This window comes from Alkalimonas cellulosilytica, from assembly GCF_036325985.1.
GTDB classification, from domain to species: Bacteria; Pseudomonadota; Gammaproteobacteria; order Enterobacterales; family Alteromonadaceae; genus Alkalimonas; species Alkalimonas cellulosilytica.
On record NZ_JAUHLI010000012.1, the window covers coordinates 103442 to 124979 of the forward strand.

Sequence of the window (21538 nt, forward strand, 5' to 3'; positions counted from 1 at the left end):
TCCCCGTTATTTATGGCCAACGTCGATGGTGTGAACGGTACCATCCGGCAACACTTCGGTGATATGGCCTTTCGGATTGTCCAGGAACACAATCGCCACCAGCCCCACCAGCGCCGAAGCCGCAATCACAAAGAAGAAGGTACTGTAGCTGACGAAACTCAGCACGGTCAAATAGACCACAGCGCCAACATTGCCGTAAGCGCCGGCCATACCGGCGATCTGGCCGGTCATGCTGCGTTTGATCAGCGGGATCATCGAGAACACCGCGCCCTCACCAGCCTGCACAAAGAACGAACAGGCCATGGTCACCAGCACCGCCAGCGGGATCCACCAGTAGCTGTCGATCAGCCCCATCAGGAAATACCCCACCGCCAAACCGGCAATCAACACCAGCATGCTGCGGCGACGGCCAAATTTATCCGAGAACCAACCGCCCATTGGCCGAGATACCAGGTTCATAAAGGCAAAGCCGGATGCCAATAAGCCCGCTGTGACCGGTGTTAAACCCTCAAAGGTTTGCAGGAAGAACAGCGGCAGCATCGACACCACCGCCAGCTCCGAGCCGAAGGTGGCAAAATAAGCCACATTTAAAATCCCCACCTGCTTAAAGGAGTATTTCTGCATTTCCGGCACCCCCTCGCGCAAATGATCGGCATTGATGCGCCAGGTTTGCTGGGTCTGGAAGATAAAGAGCACCACCAGGACGCCGAGGAAAATGTACATCCAGCTCTCATCAAACAGGTTCACACCAGCCGGCGACAAGCGCCAAGCCAGGATCCCAAGTGCCAGGTACATCGGAATGTTCATCGCAATCAACAACCAGAGATCGCCCCAGCTGGTGACTTCCATGGCACCGGTTTTCTTCGGCTTGAAGTAAATCGAGCCCTTGGGGGTATTGCGGGCGTACTTGTAAAACACCAGGCCGTACAGGCCACACACCACACCGACACTGGCAATGGCGTAGCGCCAGCCATCATCGCCACCATACATCAGCGCAATAGTGGGCAGCAGCATGGCCGCAGCGGCCGAGCCAAAGTTGCCCCAGCCTCCGTAAATGCCTTCTGCCGTGCCCACCTGATGGGCCGGGAACCATTCACTGACCAGGCGAATACCAATCACAAAACCAGCACCGACAAACCCCAGCAAGAAGCGGAAAATCGCCAAACTGGTGTAGGTAGTAGCAAAAGCAAAACCAATGCACAAAAAGGCCGAGATAATCAGCAAGCAGGCATAAATAATACGCGGGCCATACTTATCGACCAGCATCCCGACCACGATCCGCGCCGGTATGGTGATGGCTACGTTTAAAATCAGCAAAGCGCGAATCTGCGCATCGGTCAGGCTTAAACTGAGCTGGATCGACGACAGCAAAGGCGCATGGGCAAACCAGACCGCGAAGGTTAAAAAGAACGCAAACCAGGTCAGGTGCAGGGTTTTAATTTTCGGGTCGCTGAATCGCAGCAGATTCAGACTGCCAGTGTCAGACATAACTCACCTCGGGTGTGAAAGGACAATTCCTGGCGCCAGTTTCTGCGCCTTTGCCAGAGCATAACTTGATCTGCATCAACAGGAAAAACCATTGAAATTACAAGGAAAAGCCGGATTACCCCCTTGGTGATAACGGCACGCAAGCGCCAGCACCACTCACCACTGAACCCCCTACCCCCAACGGAGTAGCCACAGGAAGCAGTGCATGAATAAAAGCTTCTTCGGGGTATTCCCTGGGAGCCGGGCAAGCCGGATAAAAGCTGGGTATCATGGCAAAGATCACCCAACGCGGGAACCACAGCCAGATGAGCCTTATGCTATGAATGCGACCTTGCCCCATGCCTGGCGCGCCCTGACTATGGCGACCCTGGCTTTTGCTGCCAATTTCTCGGTCTGGACCCTGTATGCGGTACTGGCCATCGATTTTCAGGACAAGTTGGACTTAACTGGGACCGAGCTGGGTATTTTGCTGTCGGCTCCCATCTTATCCGGCGCTTTGTTGCGTTTTCCGCTGGGTATTCTGTCGGAGTACCAAAGCGCCCGCACTTTGTGGCTGTGGCAAATGGCGCTGACGATACCAGCGCTGTTGCTACTGCCGCTGATTGACAGTTTTCAGGGCTTTCTCTGGCTTGGCCTCTGGATTGGCGTCAGTGGCGTGTCTTTTACCCTGGGCATACGCTATGTCACCGACTGGTTTAGCCGCGAGCAGCAGGGCCTGGCGCTGGGTATTTTTGGTGCTGGCAATGCCGGCGCTGCCATTTCGCTGATATTGCTGCCCTTGTTGGTGCAATGGCAGGGCTGGAGCTGGACCGGGCCGGCCTATGCCGCTGGCTTGCTGTTTATGCTATTGCTGTTTGCTGGCCTGGCGCCAAAACTGCCAGCTTATGTGCAAAGCTATCAGCCTCCCTGGCGTGAACAGCTCAAGCCGCTGCATCACTCCCAGGTCTGGCGGTTTGGCCTGTATTATTATTTTGTGTTTGGCAGTTTTTTGGCGCTGATCCTCTGGCTACCGCAGTACTACATGCAGGCCTACCAGCTCGATCTGCAGCAGGCGATGGCTTTTACGCTGTTTTTTGTCACCACCTCCAGCATGGCCCGGGCACTGGGCGGCTGGTTTGCCGATCGCTACGGTGGCCGCGCCGTCAACTGGAGCGTGTTCTGGGTCTGCCTGGTCTGCCTGTTCTTTTTGAGCTACCCGCCCACCACCATGACCATTCATGGGCTGGAACGCGATGTCGAGCTGACCATTGAAATCAATGTCTGGCTTTTTACCGCGCTGATTTTTGTCATCGGCGTGGCGCAGGGCTTTGGCCGCGCCAGTGTGCTGAAAATTACCCACGATCATTACCCGCAGCAAATGGGCTCAGTCGGCGGTATTATCGCCACCATTGGCGCTTTGGGTGGCTGCACCCTGCCGATTGCCTTTGGTGCCGCTCAGGATGCGCTTGGCATTGCCAGTGCCAGCTTTATGGTGCTGTACGCCGTATTGGCACTGTGCATGACCATGATGTTTTTTGCCATTCGCAGCGAGCAAGTACAAAAACAACTGCAAGCGGCCCTGACCAGTAATTTTTTTGAGGACAACGACGATGCAAATCACTGATTTACAGCAGGAAGAAGCGTTAAAACCCCTGCTTCGCCAGGCGTTTCGGCCACTGTTTTTATTCGGCGCCCTGTTCAGCTTGCTGGCCATGCTGCTGTGGGGGCTGGCGCTCAGCGGTCTGATTACCCTGCAGCCTTATGGCGACTTGCTGTTCTGGCACCAGCACGAAATGCTGTTTGGTTTTGTCGCTGCCATTATTGTCGGCTTTTTGCTGACCGCCGTACAAAACTGGACCGGCCTGCGTGCTACCCATGGTGGTCCCCTGCTCTGGCTTACCCTGGTATGGCTGGCCGCCAGGGCCCTGATGCTGTTTGGTGGTTCACTGCCCGGCGTTGTGGTAGCGGCGGTTGATCTGGCTTTTTTACCTCTGGCGGCACTGCTGTTTGGCCGCATTCTGCTAAAAGCCGGCCAAAGCCGTAATCTGTTTTTTGTGCCGGTACTGCTGCTACTGACCGCCTGCAATGCGCTGATGCACGCAGGGGTCATTTTGGAGCAGCCGCTGTACAGCCAACACGGCATGCTGAATACCATCTGGTTGATAACCCTGGTGATGGCCATCGTCTCTGGCCGGGTGCTGCCGATGTTTACCGCCAATGGCACCCAAACACCGCGCATCGAAGCCAAGCCCTGGCTGGATAAAGCAGCCCTTGGTTCACTCTGGCTGATTTTTGTGCTGCACTTTTTCCTGCTGACCAACTGGCTACCGGCCAACCTGATGGCGCTGCTGTATGCAGCGGCCTCTTTGCTCTGCTTGTGGCGACTGCTTCGGGTCAAAATCTGGCTGACCTTTCGGGTGCCCCTGCTCTGGTCGTTGCATATCGCCTGCTACTTTATTCCTGTTGGGCTGGCGCTGTTCGCTGCCAAAGCAGCGGGCCTGGCCGTCAGCCAAAGCACCGCCATTCATGCCCTGACGGCTGGCGCCATGGGGGTGATGATCCTGGCGATGATGGCGCGGGTCTCACTGGGCCATACCGGCCGTATGCTGCAACCCAGGCCGGTGATGGCGGCGGCTTTTGTGCTGCTGATTGCTGCCGTTCTGCTGCGGGTACTGGCGCAGTGGCTGCCGGGTTTTGCCCTGTATTGGTACCAGCTGGCCATTGGCGGCTGGGTGCTGGCGTTTGGCTGTTACTGCCTGGTGTACTGGCCGGTACTCACTACGCCAAGAGCCGATGGCCGGCCGGGATAGCCTGGTTGGCCGGTCGTACCACTGTTGGAGTAGTCATCGGTAAAACTTGATGCACATCAAATTGCTTTTGTTTTCAGCACCTAGACTGAGGATCTTCATCGATGAAAACAGGTACTGATTATGAACCCGGCTTTACCAACATCTTCAGAAGAAAAACCTTTGGTCTATGCCTGCTCCGGCTGCTCCAATGTCGCCCAGTTGGCCAATGATCTGGCCGTAGTGCTGGATCGTGAGGGGCTGGCCCAGATGTCCTGCATTGCCGGAGTGGGCGGCCATGTCAAACAGTTGCTCAAAGTAGCGCAATCCGGCCGGCCAATCCTGGCCATTGATGGTTGCCCGCTCAATTGCGTGCGCCAAACCCTGGCGCAGCACGACATAGTACCGACCTATCATCTGGAGCTAACCAGTTTAGGCTACAAGAAAAAAGATCATGACGACTGCAGCATGACCGATGCCTATCGCTTGTTGCATCAGGTGCAAACCGAAGTGCTGCCACAGCTGGCTGTTGATGCTAAAGCCTGATCCGGGCCAGCAGCTTAGCCCTAACCGGCACTAGCCCCCTGGCCACAGACCGCGCAATGGGGATCCGCCGGTAGCTGAAACGACTGCCACTGCCCTTGCAGCGCATCAAACAAGTGCAAGCGGCCATAGCCAGGCTCGCCCACACCGGCCAGGATCTTAATCGCTTCCAGCGCCTGCATGCTGCCAATCACGCCCACCAAAGGTGATAACACGCCCGACTCCATGCAGCTGAGTTGCTGCTCGCCAAACAACTGGCTTAAGCACTGATAGCAGGCGTGTTTGCCATCCATCGGGAAACTGATCACCTGGCCTTCCAGCCGGATGGCCGCACCGGATACCAGCGGCGTGCCCGTAGCAAAGCAGGCTGCATTGATGGCATTGCGGGTACTCAGGTTGTCGCTGCAATCGAGCACCAAATCGTAATCGGCCAGCATCTGCTGAAGCTCCTGTTGCTCCAGTCGCCGGGTAAGAGCACTCAGCTCCGTATCCGGGTTCATACCGCTGAGATGACGCAGCGCCACCTCGGCTTTAAACTGGCCCAAATCACTTTCACGAAATAGGATCTGCCGCTGCAGATTGCTGCTGTCAATCCTATCATCATCCACCAGGGTTAAAGCGCCGATGCCGCTGGCAACCAGATACGGTGCCGCCGCGCAGCCCAGGCCGCCGACACCAATTTGCAAAACCCGCGAGGCCAGCAAGGCTTCCTGGCCGGCAAAATCCATCGCCGGCAGCATCAGGTGGCGGCTGTAGCGCAGGCTTTGTGCGGTGGTCAGTTCTTTAAGCGCTTCTCTACGTGCTTTGGTCATGGGGGTTCTCCATCGGATTGACCGATACCGGCTCTGGCCGCAACCATAACCAGGTGGCTACAGCGGCTAAAAACAGAGGCAGGATAATTTTTAACAGCACAGGCGCCGCCGAAAACCACAGCAGCAGCACCGAGCCAGTCATCATCAGACTGGCCAGCCATTTGGCACGGCGCGACACAGCGCCGTGCTGACGCCAGGCTAAAATAGGCGGCCCATAACGCGGGTGCTGCAGCAGCCACAGCTCCAGCGCCGGCCAGCCTTTGCCCGCAGCCCAGGCCGACAGCAATAAAAAAGGCACCGTGGGCAGGCCTGGCAATGGGATCCCAAGCAGCCCCAGCAGCAAGGCTTTAATAGCCAGCAAGCGCCAAAGCAATACCTTTAGCGAATGCCAGGCTTTTGCAGTACTCATGGCTGCCCCCGGTTCGCTTTCAGGCCCAGCTTTTGCGCCAGTTTGTGCAAATTGCTGGCATCCACCCCTAAGCTGCGGGCCGCATCGGCCCAGCACTGCTGATGCTGCTGCAAAGCTGCCTGAATCAGCTGGCGCTGGGTGCATTGTAGTGCTTGTTTCAGTGTTAAACCGTTCAAGACTGTTTGTTCTAGTGTTAAACCGTTCAAGACTGTTTGTTTCGGCGTTAAACCGTTCAAGTCGGCTGGAGCTGCCACCTCTGTTAGCGCGGTGGCGGCGGTTTGCTGAGTATCAGCCAGCCCCAACCAGTCGGCCTGCAGCGTCACAATGTCTTGTCGGCTGGCGCCCTGACTGAGCGCCTGAATGGCTGCCCGGCTCAGCACATGCTCCAGCTCCCGCACATTGCCCGGCCAGTGGTACTGCAGCAGTAATTGCTCCGCCTCCGGCGCAAAGCGCAGACTGCGAAACCCCAGCCGCACCCGGTTTTGCTCCAGAAAATGACCGGCCAACAGCAAAATATCCAGCTCACGCTCGCGCAGTGGCGGAATAGGCAATGGATAAACCGACAGCCGGTGGTACAGGTCGGCCCGAAATTCGCCTTGCTGCACCCGCTCAGCCAGTTGACGGTTGGTGGCAGCGACAATACGGACATTGACCTGGCAGGGCTTATCGGTGCCAAGGCGCTGCACCTCGCCGTTTTGCAGCACCCGCAGCAGTTTGGCCTGAATGGATAGTGGCAACTCGCCCACTTCATCCAAAAACAAGGTGCCACCATCGGCAGCCTCAAAACGCCCGGCCCTGTCCTGGCCAGCACCGGAAAACGCCCCTTTGACATGACCAAACAGCTCACTCTCGGCCAGGGTTTCCGGCAAGGCCGCGCAGTTGATGTACACCAGCGGCTTTTTGCTGCGGGGAGATAACTGGTGCAAACGTCTGGCAAAGAGCTCTTTGCCGGTACCGGTTTCCCCCAGCAGCAGTACCGGCAGCTCGGAGTCGGCCACCACATCGAGCTGTCGCAACACCTGCTGCAGCGCTTTGCTCTGGCCAATAATGCCGCTGTCGGCCTGGCTGGCGACAAGTCTGGGTTCGCTGTCGCTGCGGCTTTGCCGCAGCACTCGGTTGTCCCGCTCCAGCCGGCACAGCCGGATTATGGCCTCAATCAAAAAGCTGTAGTGCTGCAGACGTGCTTCACTGGCCGCATCAAAGGTGCCGGCTTCCAGCGCATCCAGGGTAATGGCGCCCCAGCATTCTCCTTCGAGGTACAGGCTCATGCCCATGCAATCATGCACCGCCAAGGGCTGCTCCGGCTGGGCGTCCAGCAAACCATCGTAGGGATCGGCCAGGCTGGAGTCCGGTGCAAACCGAACCGGTTGCCGGCTGGCCATAATGGTCGCTAACCTTGGATGATGCGCCACCACAAAGTGCCGGCCCAGCGCTTCGCGAGCCAGCCCTTGCATCGCCACCGGCTTCAAATAATCCTGCTGCTTTTGGAGCAACACCACAGCGCCGCCGCCAAACTCAGCCATCAGATTGCTGACCAGCCGCTGCAGCCGGACCGGTGCCGGCAACTCGGTCACCAGATCGGCCAGTAAGATGGTTGGTAATACCGTCATGTTCACCACTTAGGGTAAATAAAACCATTATGAACTGGGTGAAATATACCATGCGCTTAAGAAAAGCTATAGGAATCAAAGGTGGTAGTTGCTGGCATGGCGCTTGCTCTTAGCAAGTAGCACATAGCAAGCTGACAACCCAATCGATAGCAGGAGTACCCATGCAATTACTAACCCAACCCCTTGGCAAACTGGCCACCCAAATCAGTGGTGCCACCCGGGTGTTTCATCAGTACAAACTGGATTTTTGCTGCGGCGGACAGCAAAGTCTGGCCGAAGCTCTGCACAAGCGTGGCCTGGAAACCGGCCCGGTACTGGCAGCTTTGGAGGCGCTGCAGCAAAAGCCACTGGCAAAAGACTGGCGACAAGCCCCGGCCCATGAGCTGATTGACTACATTTTGCAGCGCTACCACGACAAACACCGTCAGCAGCTGCCGGAATTGATCCGGCTGGCGCGCCGGGTTGAACACGTGCATGGCGACAGCCCGGACTGCCCGACCGGCCTGGCCGATCAGCTGGATGCGATGCTGCAGGAGCTGGAAAGCCATATGCAAAAAGAAGAGCAAATCCTGTTTCCGATGCTGCGCCAGGGCATCTACCCGGCCGGCCCCATCCATGTGATGCAACAGGAGCACTTGCAGCACGGCGATGAACTGGAAAAACTGGATAGCCTGACCGATGGCATTCGCCTGCCGCCGGGTGCCTGCAACACCTGGACCGCCCTGTATCTGGGGCTGCGCGAATTAAAAGAGGATCTGATGGAGCACATTTTGCTGGAAAACGAGATTTTATTTATGCAACCCAGCCATGGCGATGGCCTCTGCTGTGGCAGCTGCCAGTAGCAGCTAATTTCAGGAGCGGCTACCTCTCTGTAGGTAGCATTCCCCTTCCTTCAGAGCAATAACAATGCCGGGCGAAACCTCTTAAGCTTTACACAGAAAACACACCGAGCTGCTGGCTCTACCGCTTCTGCACGCAGCAAGCCATGAACAGCATGCCGTGGCAATCAGGCCACCGGGTATGGCGGGAAACGGCCCTACCTCCCGATTTGGAAAGGTGAATTATGCTGATCGACGCTTATGCGCGCCGTTTTACCTATTTGCGGCTGTCCATTACCGAAAGCTGCAATTTTCGTTGCAGCTACTGCCTGCCCGACGGGCCGGATTGCAGCTCCCGCAAGGACGAGCTGACGCTACCGGAAATCAAACGTCTGGTCAAAGCCTTTGCCCTGCTCGGCACCCGCAAGGTGCGTATCACCGGCGGTGAGCCGTCACTGCGTAAAGATTTAACCGACATCATCGCTGCCTGCAAACAAACCGACGGCATTGAGCAGGTAGCGCTGACCACCAACGGCTACCGGCTGCAGCGCGATCTGAGCAGCTGGCAACAGGCTGGGCTGGATGCCATCAATGTCAGCGTCGATAGCCTGGATGCGGCTACCTTTCATCTGGTGACCGGTGAGAACCGCCTGCCAGCCATTCTTGCTGGCATCGATCAGGCCATGGCTGCCGGCATTGGCAAAGTCAAGCTCAATACCGTGCTGCTGCGCCAGCACAATGCGCTGCAACTGCCCGATTTTCTGGAGTTTGTCCGCGATAAAGCCGTCTCGCTGCGCTTTATCGAGCTGATGCGCACCAACGACAATCAAAGCTACTATCAACAGCAACATTTAAGCGGTGCCAGCATTCAGCAGCAATTGCTGAACCAAGGCTGGCAGCTCGAAGCCAAAGGCCGCAGCGCCGGCCCGGCGCTGGAGTACAGCCACCCGGATTATCAGGGCCAGATTGGCCTGATCATGCCCTACAGCAAGGATTTTTGCGCCGACTGCAACCGGCTGCGGGTGTCCAGCCGTGGCCAGCTGTTTTTGTGCCTGTTTACCAAGCAGCACCAGAACCTGCGCCACTTGTTGCAAGACGATAACCCCGAGCCCTTGATGCACTACCTGCAGCGCGCGGTGCTGGGCAAGGCCGCAAGCCACGAGCTGCATCAGGGCAACAGCGGCTCAACCCGTCATTTGGCCATGATTGGTGGCTGAGATTGGCGGTTGAGATTGGTAGCTAGCTGGAGGTGATTTTGATGTCCGTACCGCAAAAAACAACGCCCATGCCCTTTGATGCCATCCTGCTGGCCGGTGGTAAATCCAGCCGCATGGGCACCGATAAAGCCGAACTAAACTGGCAAGGCCAACCGCTGTGGCAGTACATGCGAGCGCTGGCGCTGGAGGCTGGTGCCTCAGACGTGTTCGTCAGTCGCAATGCCTCGGGCTTTATTGCCGATCGCTTTGCCAAAGCCGGGCCGCTGGCCGGCATCGAAGCCGGCTTAAACCGCTGCCGCCGCGATCGGGTGCTGGTTTTGGCTATTGATACGCCGCTGCTCAGCGTCAGCGACATTCAGCAACTGGTATCCACAAATACCCGTAAAGCGGTGTGCTTTGCCGGCCATGCCCTGCCCTGTGTGTTGCCCAACACGCTGTCGGTGCACCGATACTTGCAGCAGGTGCTGTCAAGGCCCCATAGCAATCGCTCGGTGCAGGCGCTGCTTAGTGCCATTGGCGTGGAAAGCTGTGAGCCCAGCCATGTCGCCGCACTGAGCAATACCAATACCCCGGCCGACTGGCAGCAGGCCCAGCAGTTGGCTTCGAAGGAGTCTTGCCATGGCTAAAGCCCCCCGTATTTTTCAATCACTGCAACTGGCCATTCTCACGGTTTCCGATAGCCGCAGCCGCGCCAATGACAGCAGCGGCGATTTGCTGCAGCATCTGGCAGAGCAAGCTGGCCATCAGGTGCCTGAGCGGGCACTGCTGCCAAACAATCGTTATCAGCTGCGCGCCCAAATCAGCCAGTGGATCGCCAGCCCGGCAATTCAGGTGGTGCTGGTCAATGGCGGTACCGGCTTTGCCGCCGGCAATTGCACCGTCGAAGCGCTAACGCCGCTGTTTGATCAACCCATCGATGGCTTTGGCGAGCTGTTTCGCCAGTTGTCGTTTCAACGCATTGGCAGTGCCAGTGTGCAATCGCGTGCCTGCGCTGGCCTTGCCAACCAGACGCTGATCTTTGCCATGCCAGGCTCTGGCTCGGCCTGTGAACTGGCCTGGCAACAGTTGATCGAACCGCAGCTTAATGCTGCCACCGGCCCCTGTAATTTTGTGCCTCATCTTAAAAACAGCACAGCAACTGGCTGTGAAGGAATTGCCTGATGTCTGCAGAAAACCCAAACAAAGAAAACCCAAGCAAAGAAACCCAGCTCACCCATGTGAATGCCGATGGCAGCGCACTGATGGTGGATGTTTCCGGCAAAGCCAGCAGCATGCGCGAGGCGATTGCCAGTGCCAGCGTGCAAACCCGGCCGGATGTGATTGCGCTGATTGAGCAGGCGCTGGTAAAAAAAGGCGATGTGCTGGCCACCGCCCGCATTGCCGGCATTATGGCGGCAAAAAAGACCAGCGATGTGATCCCACTGTGCCATCCATTGCCGCTGTCCAAAGTCAGCATCGATTTTGAACTCAATGCCGCAAGTGGCCAGATTTTTATCCAAAGCCTGTGCCGGGTGCAAAGCCAGACCGGGGTGGAAATGGAGGCCCTGACCGCGGCTTCGGTGGCAGCACTGAACATTTACGATATGTGCAAAGCGGTCGATCCGGCCATGGTGATTGGCCCGATCCAATTGCAGCAAAAAACCGGTGGCAAACATGGCTTGTGGCAACGGCCCATTGAAGGAGCAGCCTTATGATCAAAGTCCTTTTCTTTGCAGCACTGCGCGAGCGGTTAAATACCGCGGCGCTGGAGCTCGACAGCAGCAGTTTTGAACGCGATGCCAGTGCCGCTGCGGTCTTACAACATCTGCAAAGCCGCTCTGCCGACTGGCAGCAGGAGCTAAGCCGGCAAGACTTGCTGTGCGCGGTGAACCAACAGCTGTGCCCACTGCACACCAGGGTTAACCCCGGTGATGAACTGGCGTTTTTCCCGCCGGTCACCGGTGGTTGATGACGCAGAAGCGGAGGCAAGCATGAGCATTTTTGTGCAGGTACAAAGCGAGGATTTTTGCGTTGGCACTCAGTACCAGTTGCTGAGCAAGGACTGCCGTTGCGGCGCTGTAGTAACCTTTACCGGTTTGGTGCGGGAGCTAAGCAGCGGCGATTTGCAGCAGATGACGCTGGAGCATTACCCCGGTATGACCGAGCAGGCGCTGCACGCTATCGCCAGGGAGGCGCAGCAGCGCTGGCAACTGGGCGCAGTACGGATCATTCACCGCATCGGCGCGTTAACACCGAATGAGCAAATTGTCTTTGTTGGGGTCGCCAGTGCCCACCGCGCCGCTGCCTTTGCCGCCGCGCAGTTTGTGATGGACTACCTGAAAACCCGGGCGCCGTTCTGGAAAAAAGAATGCACCGCTCAGGGTGATACCTGGGTCGCGGCCAAAACAAGCGATCAGGATGCCGCCGAGCGCTGGGGGTAACCGATGCGTATTCTTTGGGTCTTCAGTTTGTTGCTCTGTATGCTGCCGGTCAGGGCCTCGGAGCCAGTGACCATCGCAGCCGCTTCCGATCTGCGCTATGCGCTGGATGAGATCATCGCGCTGTACCAAAGCGAACACCCCAAGGCGCGGATCCGCGTCAGCTACGGCTCGTCGGGCAAAATCAGCACCCAAATCCGCCATGGCGCGCCCTTTGACTTGTTTTTTTCGGCCGACATTCAGTTCCCTGAACAGCTCTATGCCGAAGGCCATGTCAGCACAGCGCCAGAGCTCTATGCGATAGGCCGCATCGTGCTGTGGAGCCCGCGGCTGGATCTGACTGAAGTCACCTTGTCGCAGCTCAATGCACTCAGCTTTCGCCGCCTCGCCATCGCCCAACCGGCGCATGCACCCTATGGCCTGCGCGCCAAAGAAGCTTTGCAGGCCCTTGGCTTGTGGGATGCACTGGAACCTAAGCTGGTGTATGGCGAAAACATTGCCCAAACCGCCCAGATGGCGCAAAGCGGCGCGGCCGAAGTGGCCATTATTGCGCTGTCGCTGGCTCGTTTTCCACAGCTTGCCCGCCATGGTTATCAGCTGATCCCAAGCGATTTGCACCAGCCACTGACCCAGGCTTACAGCGTGACCCGCCATGGTGCCAACAACGCCAGTGCGCATCGCTTTGCGGCCTTTATGCAAAGCAGCGAGGCACGTTCCATTCTTGCGCACTACGGTTTCGAGCTGCCGACCAGGCGCGTGGAGTAAGAGTAATGATCGAACTCACTGCACACGACTGGCAAGCCATCCAACTGACGCTGAAGCTGTGTTTGTACACCACGCTGATTTTATTGTTGCTGGGCACCCCGCTGGCCTGGTGGCTGGCTCAGGGCCAGAGCCGTGGTCAGTGTCGGCTACGCACCGCCATTCAAGCGCTGGTGGCCTTGCCGCTGGTGCTGCCACCCACAGTACTGGGCTTTTATCTGTTGCTGCTGCTTGGCCCAGAGGGCGCTGTTGGCGGCACTTTGGAGCGGCTTGGGTTTCAGCATCTGGCGTTTAGCTTTCCCGGCATTTTGATTGGCTCGGTGATTTACTCACTGCCCTTTACCGTGCAGCCGCTGCTGGAGAGCTTTCGCCGCATGGGGTCAAGGCCGCTGGAAGTGGCGCAGACGCTTGGGGCCGGTAAACTGGATCAGTTGTTTAGCGTGGTGCTGCCGCTGTGCCGCGGTGGTTTTATCGTCGCCGCCACCCTGACCTTTGCCCATACGCTGGGCGAGTTTGGCGTGATTTTAATGCTGGGTGGCAGCATACCGGGTGAAACCCAGGTGCTGTCGGTGCTGATTTACGATCACACCGAAGCAATGAACTACAGCCAGGCGCATCAGCTGTCGCTCGGCCTGCTGATTGCCGCCTTTGTCGTGCTCTTTATTGTCTATGGCCTGAATAAGCGCTTGGACCGGGGGCCACTGACATGACCGACCATAGCCTTTCCCGCACAGACGTTAAACTCAGCTTCTGGCACAGGCTTAGCTGGCGCTGGCAGCGCTTTGGCAACACCAGCTCTGCCAATAGCGCAGCCGCTAGCACTGTCATTAGCACAGGCCAGTGCAGCACCCATCGGCAAAATCAGCCTGAAGCGGTCACTCTTCGCCTTCACTGCACAGTCAAGCGCGGTGATTTTTGCCTGCAACTAAACGATACTCTGCCACTTAAAGGCATTACCGCTCTGTTTGGCCGCTCTGGCTGTGGCAAAACCAGCTTGCTGCGCGCTATTGCCGGGCTGGATCGCCATGCCAGTGCCCATATTCGCTTTGGCAGCACCAGCTGGCAGCAGGATAGCTATTTCTTACCGGTGCATCAGCGCCGTATTGGCATGGTGTTTCAGGAAAGCAGCTTGCTGCCGCATTTATCGGTGCAGCAAAATCTGCTGTATGGCTACCAGCGTCTCAGCGCCAGGCAGCCCATTTCACTCAAGCCAGAACAAGTCATCGCCCTGCTGGAACTGACGCCACTGCTTAGCCAAAGGCCAGAGCAATTGTCCGGCGGTCAGCGCCAGCGGGTGGCGCTTGGGCGGGCGCTGCTAAGCCAGCCGCAATTGTTGCTGCTCGATGAGCCGCTGGCGTCCTTGGATCAGCAAAGCCGCAACGACATTCTGCCCTTTTTGCAGCGCATCGCCTGTGAAACCGGCATACCGATGCTGCTGGTCAGCCATCAGCTGGACGATGTGGTCAAACTGGCCGATCAACTGGTGCTGATGCAACACGGCCGCATCCACAGCCAGGGCCCGCTGCCGCAGCAATTGCTCCGCCCCGAACTCGCCGCCAGCGGCGCTTTATCGCTGCTGCACGCCAGCTATAGTGCCAGCAAAGCGCATCTGCTAACGCTTAGCATCGGCCAGCAGCAGCTGCAATTGCCAGCACCGCAATTTACCCAACCCAACTACCGCCTACGCATCCAGGCCCGCGACGTCGCGCTAAGCACTAAACCAATCCAGGACAGCTCGGTCAGTAATCAACTAACAGTTACCATCACCGGCTTTCACCCAGCCCCCCACCCAGCCGAAACTCTGGTACAACTCGACCTCGCCGGCCAGCCTTTGCAGGCGCTGCTGACACAGCAATCGGTTGAGCGGCTGGGGTTGCAGGTTGGACAACAGGTTTATGCGCAGATTAAGGCTGTGGCTTTGGATTGATGGCAACTAGATCTGTTAAGGCGGTAAAGGTGCCAGACAGAAATAATGATTAACTATTATTTGCTCCTCAAACTCTGGTTAAAATTCAGTCTAATCAAACCAAGTTCGCAATAGTCAAGACTTGACCCTGACCCCTCATGTCAGATCGATCAGCACGGCCTGACCCGGTAATCAAACCAGATGTTCTGGTAACGGGCGGTCATGTAGAAAAAAATCATTCTTGTAATCGCTATCCATTGGCGATATTCGGTGGCAGAAACCATTGCTTTGTGCGTCCGAGATATCAATCAGCTCTCTGAGTAGGGAAAGGGTTTTACGCTGAGCTGGATTAAGATTTTCTTTGATAACGATCAGCTCTTCTACTGAATGATCTTCCAAGAAATTGAAGTGGCTACCTAGTAAGCCACAGATGCCGTCTGATAGTTGAACCTCTAAGCATTCAAGTGAATCAACAAAGCTATATTCTACGAGTCTCCCTTTAAATTCGAACTGCGTATTTCCAAGAGCATCTTGAACTTCAGTTTCATTGTCGAATGTGTGAGAGCTGTTCGGGTAAATATAAATAGGCCGCTGAAATAAAATATCAAAACCATCAACTAGCACATCGTCTTCATTATCTGAACTGAAAGGCAACTCAGTCAGTTTTGCTCCTCTACGAATCATGTTAATCACTAGCTCGCTGATGTCAGATTGTGGTACTTTTACTACTGATTCAAGAAGATTAGAAAACTCTATCATGAAAGAATAACTTTCGCTTCGCTGAACATTCGGAAACCGGTACTTCTTTAGAAGTGTGGCTAAACTATCTAAATCTGTATTGGCAAGGTTGAATAATTCTCCCTTAATGTGCATCACGTATGGCATATACTGGCGCAGCTCTGGAGCTTCCCATAAGGAATCAACTATGTCCACCAATGACCAGTAAAGAATATTGAAGTTGGTATAATGAATGAAAACCCCTTTTGCAATCAACCATTCCAAAAGCGTCATTATTTTCTTGGAGTTTAGTACTCCTAGATAACTTCCCGTAGCAAGTTGGTTAAATTTAATTTCCTTGGCTGATTTCTGGATATACAACGATGATACCAACTCCTCGATCCCATCTAATGGCTTAGATTTTTTGTGAACAATTCCACCTAAAACAAAGTTCTTCGGATTCTCATTGAAACCATCATCTCTAATCCAAAATTTGCGTACATTGTTGGTCTCGTCGTAGAAAAAAGCGTATTCTTCATCTAGCCCGTAAAGTGGTTGATTACCGAAAATGTTTGAAAGCATATCAGCCCTTAACTCTTCAGCATTTAGAATTCTTGAGTTTCCTTGTTCATCGCTCATTATAGTTCCTTATCAAAAGCCAACGAAAAGCCAACGGGGTCAAGTCTTGACTTTGACCATTTAGCTCATCAAATTACTCAGCGTCGCTTTGAGCACCACTAGCCCTTTCCCTAAAGGGACTTTCTAGAAACGGCTAAGCCTGAAGCTTTAGAGCGACAAGCTATGTGCGGACTCGCAGATGCCATTTTTCAGGTTCCCGACTCGGATGAAATACTGCCAAAACAAGTACATATTTTTCCTCAACCCGATACAGTACACCATGAGGGAAAGTTTCCAGAGGCCAACGCCTGACAGAAAAGTCCAACTCTTGCATGGCAAGTGGTTGCTCAGCGATAAGTGCTGTTGCGGCCTCGATTGCAGCTTGAAACCTGCGGGCCAGCTCGGGATGGATAGAGCGGTAACGCGACTTTTCCTGACGAATATCTTCACGGGCAGATGCCAAAAACCGAATAGGCTTCAATCGTCATCCGCCCGTAAATCAGCAAAAACCTCGTCAGCAGAATAGGATTCCTCCTCTCCCTGCAGGTAGGACTGGTATCGCCGATTGGCCTCATGCACCCAGGCTTTTTCCACTTGGGCAGGAGCAATCTTTGGGCGAGGCTCTAAACTATCCAGCAGATGCACTATCAATTCTGCACGCTCTGAAACCGGCAGCGAAAGTGCCTCAGATTCAATCAGCTCAGTAGCAGGCAACATAAATACCTCATTCGCGAATTATCTCTTTGGCAAGTTTACACTTTGCTCCGGTCTTACTCCACTATCCGAATGCACTGAACACTTTAGTTTTCCAGCTAGTGTATCCTCAGATTAAGGTGATGGCCTTGGATTAATGTCCGTTTACTATTTGTGAACCGTGATCTATACTAGCTTTAGTTCACAATTAGTAAACCATACAATTGAGCACAATGGATGTGATGCATGCACGTAGTGAAACGTGAACCGTTTGAAACGGCCAAGTTGTTATACCCGAATTGTGCCGATGCACTGGATGCCACCTTTAAAGCGCTTAAGCGCAGCGATGCAAAGACCCCAGAAGAGTTACGGCAGGTGTTTCCATCGCTGGATAACTTTAAGTACGTTGATAAGTGGTACGTGATTGACATTGGTGGCAATAAGTTGCGGTTGATAGTTTTTTTGGAGTTTGTTGGTGGCAAGTGCTTTATCAAGCATATTGTTACCCACAAAGAATACGACCGAATCACAGCACAGTACCGAAGCAAGAGTTAAGGAGCCGATTATGTTAGATGTTCAGGCAATGAAATCCTTATCACAGCAAATCACTCAGGTTATGCCTTGGGTGCAAGGGATCCGTTCTGATCAGCAGTACGATGAACTGCTGGCGTTAATGGATGAGCTGGTTGAGGACTACGATGCGAATCAGGTGCTGATTGAGTTGCTGTTTCCGGTGCTGCAGGAGTACGAAGAAACCGCCGAGCGCTTTAAAACGTTTAATCAACGGATAGAGGAATTAGACCCTGGCATCGCCATGCTTCGGCTGCTGATCGACCAACACAGCCTGACCCAAAGTGATTTTCAGCAAGAGATAGGCGGTAAATCGTTGGTATCACAAATTCTCAGCGGCAAGCGCTCACTTACGCTTGGCCATATCCGCGCGTTATCCAAGCGCTTTGGAGTGCCTGCGGCGATGTTTGTTTAGTATCGTTGCAGTCGCAATTAAAGGCGCATAAGGCGAAAGTTATTATTTAATCTTGGCTCAAGTTTATTCTTGACCTTAACCTTTCCTTTCTCTCTTCAGTTGTCATCTCCAGACCATCTCTTTTGACCTCTAAAATAATTATCTGCGTGTTAAGTGATGCTTTTTTTGATTCAAGGTTTTGAATATCCGATTGTAATCTTTCTTTAGCAGAAATTTTATCAAGGATATCCCCATCGAGAGTATTGAGTGTTAGCTTTGCGGTCATAAAACCAGCAGAAAAAACTCCCATAAGTGATGTGAAAACGATCATCCACCAACTCAAAGGTACATGATCTAATATCCACCGAAAAGTGATCTGATTTTTGTGTGGTAAATTCGGCATTTTGCTTTCCATCAGTTAGCATTCACCATTTTTTGACATTCATCACTTAATTAACCATTTATTACTAAGTAATATATCACAGTGAAAGTAGCCCACCTAAAGTACCAATTTCTCAACACTGCTAACCACTACGAACAAAACGAAAATAAACCAAACGCCTGTTCACGCCCGGCTGGGGTGAGGTGTTTTTCGGTGCGCTGTTCCAGCAAGGTCAAGGCCAGGCAGCCACACAACTTCAGGCACGACGTTTCCTGTCGATCAACGCCTGCACCTCATCCATCACTTGTTCGTGGTTAGCTGGTGGCTGAGTATCTGCCAAAGCCTCATGAACCTTGGCCCCGAACCAGACAGCGTCTGCAGTTGAGTCTGCCGCGTCAGTTTTCAATTGCCTATCTACACGGACGTGCAGCATCGACGTATCTGCCATCACAATTCTCCGGTTATCTTTATCCCTGACAGCATGTATCTCATTTGCGATACAGTCAATTTTGAAAATCAGAGCTCATGAGGTCAGGCCTTAACTTGAACCCTTGAACTACCCATCAGATGCAATGAGCAAAAAAGATTAGCCAAGCAGCGCCATGCGCTCTTGCTCGGTGAGTATGCCCACCAACACAGTGCGGCGGCGCAGTTTTATCATCCGCTCGCCATTATCCAGCAGTGCGGTGCGAAATACATCCGGCTGGTCAATGCAATCTAAAATACTGTGCCAGTGAATGTAGCCGCCGTGCTTTATCTGCCCGGCCTGATAGCGCTGCTCCAGAGTCTGACGGATACCGCTGATACGCCAGGGCTCGGCCAGCAGCTTTTCGGCCATGGCACTGTGTAACCGCAAAATATGCTGATCGGTAGCGGCTGAAGCTTTGCTGACATTGCGCTGGCGCATTCTTGGTGGTGACATCTTTACTGCCTTAAAGCGCGCAATCGCCGCCAGTGCAATGGCTGCGCTTGGAAGCCCAATAAGCATAGGCTTTGCTGGCCAGCCAATAGCAAGGTGGCAGCCGTAACAGCGCCACCAATCGGGTATGTCCGGCCAATTGCCAGTAGTAGAGGCTGGCATCGATGCCAATCAGAAAGTGGTCATGCCGCCACAGATGTAGTTGTTGCATCATGGCCGATTTAGTCACCCCGGCAAAGCCGCTAAAATCGTCGGCGCTGATATCGACAAGCTCTAGGTGCGGCTTTAGTTTGGGAGCCAGCCAGTTAATTTCACGCCGGCATAAAGCGCAGCTGCCATCAAAAAACAGTTTTTGCATCGCTAAGACTCCATTTCGCTGTTAGCTAACGACTCTTGCAACAATTACGGCTTACGCGTCTTATCGATCAATGTGTTTAATCTGAATTGCTGCCTGACCTTCGTATTATGCTAAGGTTTATGCTGTTAACACTGGATCAGACCAACAAAAACAACCAAGGAACTTTTTATGCGCGCTTTTGCCGTGATGCTGTTGTTTGTGGCCGTATCTTGATTGCTGGCGGCAGGCCAGGCCGACGCAACAAAACACAGAACTGGCAAAGCGAAAATCCTTAAATCGCGCAATTGCGCCCGCACATTACAGCCACTGCACGGCAACAGCTGCATGCCATAACTTGGAACGGGTTAAAACCGGGCCTACAACAAAGCATTTGGCTAGATAACATCAGGTGCCCTTTCTGCCACCATAAAGCAATGAGCCCGCTGGCAGTTACATACCCCACCAGGTTCAGAGAAACCTCACGCTTTAGCTTAGCTCACGGCTACAGTCGCGTATCGAATAGGTTACGTTTAGCAGCTAAAATCCGCAAAAAACACAAATTAATGGCTAAATTTACCGAAAACGATGATTTAAGCCAACCTCATTCTAAGGTAATTTATTTGGGGCATTATAGTTAACTCAACATCACAAAATAGGAAAAAACCGATGTGTAAACATAGACAACCCAGTTTTATTACGGGGCTAATGCTAGCCGCGCTGTTACTGTTAAGTGAAGCGGCCTTTGCAGATGCCGAAGTCACCCGCACCAATGGCAGTTGGTGGACCAGAGTAGATGGTGTAACCGTCTATCAGGGCAACCGCTTTTTTGATGCCGTGAATGCAGCAGCCAATAACATGGGGGCTGGTACCATTAACATTCGAAACTCTGGTGACAGTGGCCCGGATGGTGGAGCCATTTACTCGATTCGCCCGCAAGCCAATCAAACATTAAATTTCCATGGCCACCGCATCACTGCCAATGGTGGCGAACTGGTGGTACCTATTTATTGTGATCGGCGCCATGGCATCACCGTCCGGAATGTACACATTGTCGGCAATCCGCGCTACGGCATCTGGTTTCGGGGCTGCTCTGATGTCACTTTGGAAAATATCACCATGGATCTGACAAAAGACACCCCGGTTGGTTTGGGGATCCGGGTTGATGCCTCGACAGGCCCTGCACGCAACCTGACCATAGCTGGCACCATTAATATCAATGGTGCCCGTGGTCATGGTATTGAAACCTATGGGGTGGAAGGCTTTAGCATTGGTGATGTAACCGTCACCAATAATGGCGGCAGTGGCCTGCTGCTGAACAATTCCCGGGATGGTACTGTTGGCAATGTGGTAGGTTACTACAACAATCAGCATGGCGGTTACGCAACCTTTCGGGTAGCCAATAACAATGGCCCGAATATCCGGGTAAACAGCGTGTACTCCCGCTTTTCCGGCCGGGGCTTTTTCAGTGTCACCGGCAGCCATGATACCAGGATCAACTACGTGGATATTGCGAATACCAACTCACACGGTATCTTTTTGGAAGATGCGCACAGCACCCATGTGCTTAGTGGGACCGTCAATAATGGACGACCAAATTGCCAGTTGGTCCGCACTCAGGGTTCCAGCATTCATGTTACCGGCTGCACCCCGGTTGGGACTCCTCCGTCAGGTGGCGGGCAAAACAACAGCATTATCGATGGCATCTACCGTATCGTACCAGTTCACAGTGGCAAGGCGCTGGATGTCAATCAGTGCCAGCAAAGCAATGGCAGCAATATTCAGCAATGGGACTGGCTGAACAACAACTGCCAAAAGTGGCGCATTACGCCCGTGGATGGCGATTTCCACCGCATTTCGCCAATGAATGCCCCTGATAAAGCCATCGATATCAATGCCGCAGCTAACGCAAGTGGCGCCAATGCTATGCTTTGGCAGTATCATGGTGGCCATAACCAACAGTTCCGCTTTCAGGTTGCAGGCAATGGCCGCTGGCGTCTAGTCAATCGTAACAGCAGCAAATGCCTGGATATCGATGGCAACCAGCAACAAAATGGCGCGAACCTGCTGCAATGGGACTGCTTACCTGGGGAGCTGAACCAGATGTTTGAATTGCTGCGTCAGTAAGTGATAGCACACTTCCTTCCGGGCCTGACTACTCTGC

At 54.1% G+C, this 21538-nt stretch carries 27 protein-coding genes and 1 riboswitch; of the genes, 16 read left to right on the top strand and 11 right to left on the bottom strand.

Annotation, left to right across the window (positions count from 1 at the left end; genetic code table 11):
• Positions 1-6: 6 nt before the first annotated feature.
• Complete coding sequence (locus QWY20_RS12910) at positions 7-1488, bottom strand: NarK family nitrate/nitrite MFS transporter (RefSeq protein WP_330129425.1); 1482 nt, start codon at positions 1486-1488, stop codon at positions 7-9.
• 319 nt (positions 1489-1807) lie between these two features.
• Here QWY20_RS12910 and QWY20_RS12915 point away from each other — a divergent pair, with 319 nt between their 5' ends.
• The 3 genes from QWY20_RS12915 to QWY20_RS12925 all read left to right on the top strand — a co-directional run bounded on the left by QWY20_RS12915 (position 1808) and on the right by QWY20_RS12925 (position 4799).
• Positions 1808-3091: an MFS transporter gene (locus QWY20_RS12915; RefSeq protein ID WP_330129489.1), complete on the top strand. Its 1284-nt coding sequence runs from the start codon at positions 1808-1810 to the stop codon at positions 3089-3091.
• Positions 3078-4277 (top strand): NnrS family protein, encoded by a 1200-nt coding sequence (locus tag QWY20_RS12920; protein WP_330129426.1) that lies wholly within the window; start codon positions 3078-3080, stop codon positions 4275-4277. The genes QWY20_RS12915 and QWY20_RS12920 overlap by 14 nt, the downstream gene beginning before the upstream one ends.
• Positions 4278-4397: 120 nt before the next feature.
• Positions 4398-4799 carry a putative zinc-binding protein gene (locus QWY20_RS12925; protein ID WP_330129427.1) on the top strand — a complete coding sequence of 134 codons (402 nt, stop codon included), beginning with the start codon at positions 4398-4400 and terminating at the stop codon, positions 4797-4799.
• A gap of 20 nt (positions 4800-4819) precedes the next feature.
• Here the strand turns inward: QWY20_RS12925 and QWY20_RS12930 are convergent, their stop codons facing one another.
• From QWY20_RS12930 to norR, 3 genes are read right to left on the bottom strand one after another with little or no spacing between them, the layout of a single operon-like run.
• Positions 4820-5608 (bottom strand): HesA/MoeB/ThiF family protein, encoded by a 789-nt coding sequence (locus tag QWY20_RS12930; RefSeq protein ID WP_330129428.1) that lies wholly within the window; start codon positions 5606-5608, stop codon positions 4820-4822.
• Positions 5592-6017 (bottom strand): YbaN family protein, encoded by a 426-nt coding sequence (locus tag QWY20_RS12935; RefSeq protein ID WP_330129429.1) that lies wholly within the window; start codon positions 6015-6017, stop codon positions 5592-5594. Before QWY20_RS12935 ends, QWY20_RS12930 begins: the two co-directional genes overlap by 17 nt.
• Positions 6014-7627: a nitric oxide reductase transcriptional regulator NorR gene (gene norR, locus QWY20_RS12940; protein ID WP_330129430.1), complete on the bottom strand. Its 1614-nt coding sequence runs from the start codon at positions 7625-7627 to the stop codon at positions 6014-6016. The genes QWY20_RS12935 and norR overlap by 4 nt, the downstream gene beginning before the upstream one ends.
• A 161-nt stretch (positions 7628-7788) precedes the next feature.
• Here norR and ytfE point away from each other — a divergent pair, with 161 nt between their 5' ends.
• The 10 genes from ytfE to modC all read left to right on the top strand — a co-directional run bounded on the left by ytfE (position 7789) and on the right by modC (position 14768).
• Entirely contained in the window at positions 7789-8469 is a 681-nt protein-coding gene (gene ytfE, locus QWY20_RS12945; protein ID WP_330129431.1) for an iron-sulfur cluster repair protein YtfE, read from the top strand.
• A gap of 90 nt (positions 8470-8559) precedes the next feature.
• A riboswitch (molybdenum cofactor riboswitch) is annotated at positions 8560-8702 on the top strand.
• Positions 8691-9662 carry a GTP 3',8-cyclase MoaA gene (moaA, locus tag QWY20_RS12950; RefSeq protein ID WP_330129432.1) on the top strand — a complete coding sequence of 324 codons (972 nt, stop codon included), beginning with the start codon at positions 8691-8693 and terminating at the stop codon, positions 9660-9662. (Overlaps the previous riboswitch by 12 nt.)
• A 41-nt stretch (positions 9663-9703) precedes the next feature.
• The gene (gene mobA / locus QWY20_RS12955) at positions 9704-10288 is read left to right on the top strand and encodes a molybdenum cofactor guanylyltransferase (protein ID WP_330129433.1); all 585 of its coding nucleotides are present in this window, start codon (positions 9704-9706) and stop codon (positions 10286-10288) included.
• Complete coding sequence (gene moaB, locus QWY20_RS12960; protein ID WP_330129434.1) at positions 10281-10823, top strand: molybdenum cofactor biosynthesis protein B; 543 nt, start codon at positions 10281-10283, stop codon at positions 10821-10823. The genes mobA and moaB overlap by 8 nt, the downstream gene beginning before the upstream one ends.
• The gene (moaC, locus tag QWY20_RS12965; protein ID WP_330129435.1) at positions 10823-11356 is read left to right on the top strand and encodes a cyclic pyranopterin monophosphate synthase MoaC; all 534 of its coding nucleotides are present in this window, start codon (positions 10823-10825) and stop codon (positions 11354-11356) included. Before moaB ends, moaC begins: the two co-directional genes overlap by 1 nt.
• Positions 11353-11610, top strand: a complete 258-nt coding sequence (locus tag QWY20_RS12970; protein WP_330129436.1) for a MoaD/ThiS family protein — start codon at positions 11353-11355, stop codon at positions 11608-11610. Before moaC ends, QWY20_RS12970 begins: the two co-directional genes overlap by 4 nt.
• A 22-nt stretch (positions 11611-11632) precedes the next feature.
• On the top strand, positions 11633-12082 hold the full coding sequence (gene moaE / locus QWY20_RS12975; RefSeq protein ID WP_330129437.1) for a molybdopterin synthase catalytic subunit MoaE: 450 nt from the start codon (positions 11633-11635) through the stop codon (positions 12080-12082).
• A 3-nt stretch (positions 12083-12085) separates the two neighbouring features.
• Positions 12086-12844 (top strand): molybdate ABC transporter substrate-binding protein, encoded by a 759-nt coding sequence (modA, locus tag QWY20_RS12980; RefSeq protein ID WP_330129438.1) that lies wholly within the window; start codon positions 12086-12088, stop codon positions 12842-12844.
• Positions 12845-12849: 5 nt separating this feature from the next.
• Entirely contained in the window at positions 12850-13551 is a 702-nt protein-coding gene (gene modB, locus QWY20_RS12985; protein WP_330129439.1) for a molybdate ABC transporter permease subunit, read from the top strand.
• Positions 13548-14768 (top strand): molybdenum ABC transporter ATP-binding protein, encoded by a 1221-nt coding sequence (gene modC, locus QWY20_RS12990; protein WP_330129440.1) that lies wholly within the window; start codon positions 13548-13550, stop codon positions 14766-14768. The genes modB and modC overlap by 4 nt, the downstream gene beginning before the upstream one ends.
• 171 nt (positions 14769-14939) lie before the next feature.
• On the opposite strand, the gene QWY20_RS12995 is transcribed toward modC, so the two are convergent.
• The 3 genes from QWY20_RS12995 to QWY20_RS13005 form a co-directional block, all read right to left on the bottom strand.
• Positions 14940-16103, bottom strand: coding sequence for a hypothetical protein (locus tag QWY20_RS12995; RefSeq protein ID WP_330129441.1), 1164 nt, complete (start codon positions 16101-16103; stop codon positions 14940-14942).
• Positions 16104-16263: 160 nt separating this feature from the next.
• A complete protein-coding gene (locus QWY20_RS13000; RefSeq protein WP_330129442.1) occupies positions 16264-16563 on the bottom strand; it encodes a type II toxin-antitoxin system RelE/ParE family toxin in 300 nt (99 codons plus the stop codon).
• The gene (locus QWY20_RS13005) at positions 16560-16799 is read right to left on the bottom strand and encodes an addiction module protein (RefSeq protein ID WP_305944610.1); all 240 of its coding nucleotides are present in this window, start codon (positions 16797-16799) and stop codon (positions 16560-16562) included. The genes QWY20_RS13000 and QWY20_RS13005 overlap by 4 nt, the downstream gene beginning before the upstream one ends.
• A gap of 222 nt (positions 16800-17021) precedes the next feature.
• Here QWY20_RS13005 and QWY20_RS13010 point away from each other — a divergent pair, with 222 nt between their 5' ends.
• A complete protein-coding gene (locus QWY20_RS13010; protein ID WP_330129443.1) occupies positions 17022-17330 on the top strand; it encodes a type II toxin-antitoxin system HigB family toxin in 309 nt (102 codons plus the stop codon).
• A 10-nt stretch (positions 17331-17340) separates the two neighbouring features.
• Positions 17341-17760, top strand: a complete 420-nt coding sequence (locus QWY20_RS13015) for a helix-turn-helix domain-containing protein (RefSeq protein WP_330129444.1) — start codon at positions 17341-17343, stop codon at positions 17758-17760.
• Positions 17761-17806: 46 nt separating this feature from the next.
• Here the strand turns inward: QWY20_RS13015 and QWY20_RS13020 are convergent, their stop codons facing one another.
• The 4 genes from QWY20_RS13020 to QWY20_RS13035 all read right to left on the bottom strand — a co-directional run bounded on the left by QWY20_RS13020 (position 17807) and on the right by QWY20_RS13035 (position 19398).
• Complete coding sequence (locus QWY20_RS13020; RefSeq protein ID WP_330129445.1) at positions 17807-18154, bottom strand: hypothetical protein; 348 nt, start codon at positions 18152-18154, stop codon at positions 17807-17809.
• 223 nt (positions 18155-18377) lie between these two features.
• Entirely contained in the window at positions 18378-18569 is a 192-nt protein-coding gene (locus tag QWY20_RS13025) for a hypothetical protein (RefSeq protein WP_407935431.1), read from the bottom strand.
• A 138-nt stretch (positions 18570-18707) separates the two neighbouring features.
• Positions 18708-19043 (bottom strand): hypothetical protein, encoded by a 336-nt coding sequence (locus QWY20_RS13030; RefSeq protein WP_330129447.1) that lies wholly within the window; start codon positions 19041-19043, stop codon positions 18708-18710.
• A gap of 10 nt (positions 19044-19053) precedes the next feature.
• The gene (locus tag QWY20_RS13035) at positions 19054-19398 is read right to left on the bottom strand and encodes a thiol-disulfide oxidoreductase DCC family protein (RefSeq protein ID WP_330129448.1); all 345 of its coding nucleotides are present in this window, start codon (positions 19396-19398) and stop codon (positions 19054-19056) included.
• 645 nt (positions 19399-20043) lie between these two features.
• Here QWY20_RS13035 and QWY20_RS13040 point away from each other — a divergent pair.
• Positions 20044-21501, top strand: coding sequence for an RICIN domain-containing protein (locus QWY20_RS13040; protein ID WP_330129449.1), 1458 nt, complete (start codon positions 20044-20046; stop codon positions 21499-21501).
• Positions 21502-21538 lie beyond the last annotated feature (37 nt).

What these genes read in the sequence shown, in the direction of transcription:
- QWY20_RS12910 (WP_330129425.1), bottom strand. Translation starts at nt 1,488, where the DNA reads ATGTCTGACACTGGCAGTCTGAATCTGCTGCGATTCAGCGACCCGAAA.
- QWY20_RS12915 (WP_330129489.1), top strand. Translation starts at nt 1,808, where the DNA reads ATGAATGCGACCTTGCCCCATGCCTGGCGCGCCCTGACTATGGCGACC.
- QWY20_RS12920 (WP_330129426.1), top strand. Translation starts at nt 3,078, where the DNA reads ATGCAAATCACTGATTTACAGCAGGAAGAAGCGTTAAAACCCCTGCTT.
- QWY20_RS12925 (WP_330129427.1), top strand. Translation starts at nt 4,398, where the DNA reads ATGAACCCGGCTTTACCAACATCTTCAGAAGAAAAACCTTTGGTCTAT.
- QWY20_RS12930 (WP_330129428.1), bottom strand. Translation starts at nt 5,608, where the DNA reads ATGACCAAAGCACGTAGAGAAGCGCTTAAAGAACTGACCACCGCACAA.
- QWY20_RS12935 (WP_330129429.1), bottom strand. Translation starts at nt 6,017, where the DNA reads ATGAGTACTGCAAAAGCCTGGCATTCGCTAAAGGTATTGCTTTGGCGC.
- norR (WP_330129430.1), bottom strand. Translation starts at nt 7,627, where the DNA reads ATGACGGTATTACCAACCATCTTACTGGCCGATCTGGTGACCGAGTTG.
- ytfE (WP_330129431.1), top strand. Translation starts at nt 7,789, where the DNA reads ATGCAATTACTAACCCAACCCCTTGGCAAACTGGCCACCCAAATCAGT.
- moaA (WP_330129432.1), top strand. Translation starts at nt 8,691, where the DNA reads ATGCTGATCGACGCTTATGCGCGCCGTTTTACCTATTTGCGGCTGTCC.
- mobA (WP_330129433.1), top strand. Translation starts at nt 9,704, where the DNA reads ATGTCCGTACCGCAAAAAACAACGCCCATGCCCTTTGATGCCATCCTG.
- moaB (WP_330129434.1), top strand. Translation starts at nt 10,281, where the DNA reads ATGGCTAAAGCCCCCCGTATTTTTCAATCACTGCAACTGGCCATTCTC.
- moaC (WP_330129435.1), top strand. Translation starts at nt 10,823, where the DNA reads ATGTCTGCAGAAAACCCAAACAAAGAAAACCCAAGCAAAGAAACCCAG.
- QWY20_RS12970 (WP_330129436.1), top strand. Translation starts at nt 11,353, where the DNA reads ATGATCAAAGTCCTTTTCTTTGCAGCACTGCGCGAGCGGTTAAATACC.
- moaE (WP_330129437.1), top strand. Translation starts at nt 11,633, where the DNA reads ATGAGCATTTTTGTGCAGGTACAAAGCGAGGATTTTTGCGTTGGCACT.
- modA (WP_330129438.1), top strand. Translation starts at nt 12,086, where the DNA reads ATGCGTATTCTTTGGGTCTTCAGTTTGTTGCTCTGTATGCTGCCGGTC.
- modB (WP_330129439.1), top strand. Translation starts at nt 12,850, where the DNA reads ATGATCGAACTCACTGCACACGACTGGCAAGCCATCCAACTGACGCTG.
- modC (WP_330129440.1), top strand. Translation starts at nt 13,548, where the DNA reads ATGACCGACCATAGCCTTTCCCGCACAGACGTTAAACTCAGCTTCTGG.
- QWY20_RS12995 (WP_330129441.1), bottom strand. Translation starts at nt 16,103, where the DNA reads ATGAGCGATGAACAAGGAAACTCAAGAATTCTAAATGCTGAAGAGTTA.
- QWY20_RS13005 (WP_305944610.1), bottom strand. Translation starts at nt 16,799, where the DNA reads ATGTTGCCTGCTACTGAGCTGATTGAATCTGAGGCACTTTCGCTGCCG.
- QWY20_RS13010 (WP_330129443.1), top strand. Translation starts at nt 17,022, where the DNA reads ATGCACGTAGTGAAACGTGAACCGTTTGAAACGGCCAAGTTGTTATAC.
- QWY20_RS13015 (WP_330129444.1), top strand. Translation starts at nt 17,341, where the DNA reads ATGTTAGATGTTCAGGCAATGAAATCCTTATCACAGCAAATCACTCAG.
- QWY20_RS13020 (WP_330129445.1), bottom strand. Translation starts at nt 18,154, where the DNA reads ATGGAAAGCAAAATGCCGAATTTACCACACAAAAATCAGATCACTTTT.
- QWY20_RS13025 (WP_407935431.1), bottom strand. Translation starts at nt 18,569, where the DNA reads ATGGCAGATACGTCGATGCTGCACGTCCGTGTAGATAGGCAATTGAAA.
- QWY20_RS13030 (WP_330129447.1), bottom strand. Translation starts at nt 19,043, where the DNA reads ATGTCACCACCAAGAATGCGCCAGCGCAATGTCAGCAAAGCTTCAGCC.
- QWY20_RS13035 (WP_330129448.1), bottom strand. Translation starts at nt 19,398, where the DNA reads ATGCAAAAACTGTTTTTTGATGGCAGCTGCGCTTTATGCCGGCGTGAA.
- QWY20_RS13040 (WP_330129449.1), top strand. Translation starts at nt 20,044, where the DNA reads ATGTGTAAACATAGACAACCCAGTTTTATTACGGGGCTAATGCTAGCC.